The sequence below is a fragment of the Oleiphilus sp. HI0066 genome, assembly GCF_001635725.1.
Window position 1 is genome coordinate 1 of sequence record NZ_LWFH01001540.1, and the last position, 711, is coordinate 711.

Below are 711 nucleotides of genomic sequence, written 5' to 3' on the forward strand. Positions count from 1 at the left end.
ACCAAGACTGGCTGACGCTAGTTTAATTGCGTTTTACGGTATCGGAGATACTGATTTGAAAATTTTTATCGTAGGCCCGTCCTGGGTTGGCGATATGGTGATGGCGCAGAGTTTATTTATTGCTTTGCGTCGACTCCACCCATCTGTACAAATAGATGTTCTTGCTCCAGCTTGGAGTCGCCCCATAATTGAAGCAATGCCTGAAGTGAATAAAGCCATTGATATGCCTTTAGGGCATGGTGTGCTTGATATTAAATCTCGCAGAATGCTTGGGCATAGTTTGCGCTCAGAGCAATACGACTGGGCGATTGTCCTTCCAAATTCGTTTAAGTCGGCATTGATTCCGTGGTTTGCGAAGATTCCTCGACGTACTGCCTGGAAAGGTGAAATGCGCTATGGCGTGGTCAATGATTTGCGTCAGCTAGATAAAAGCGTTTTTTCATTGATGGTGCATAAGTATGTTGGGCTCGCTTATGACAAGGGAACAACGCCAGATGCATTTGAGTGTCCGGCTCCCTTGCTTGTTCCTGCGACAGAGAATATTGCTAAAGCGATGACGAAGTTCGGTTTGGACAAGAGTAAGTCGGTGCTAGCGCTATGTCCGGGTGCGGAGTTTGGGCGTGCTAAGAAGTGGCCAGAGAGGCACTATGCAGAGATCGCACGTCGCCATATTGCTGAAGGTGGACAAGTTTGGTTATTTGGGTCTCAGAA

General features: G+C 47.3%; 1 protein-coding gene. It reads left to right on the forward strand.

Translation table 11 applies throughout. The features are described from left to right. Positions 1 to 55 precede the first annotated feature (55 nt). Positions 56 to 711, forward strand: a 656-nt coding sequence (waaF, locus tag A3738_RS23955) for a lipopolysaccharide heptosyltransferase II (RefSeq protein WP_082890135.1), incomplete at its 3' end; no start/stop codon positions are given.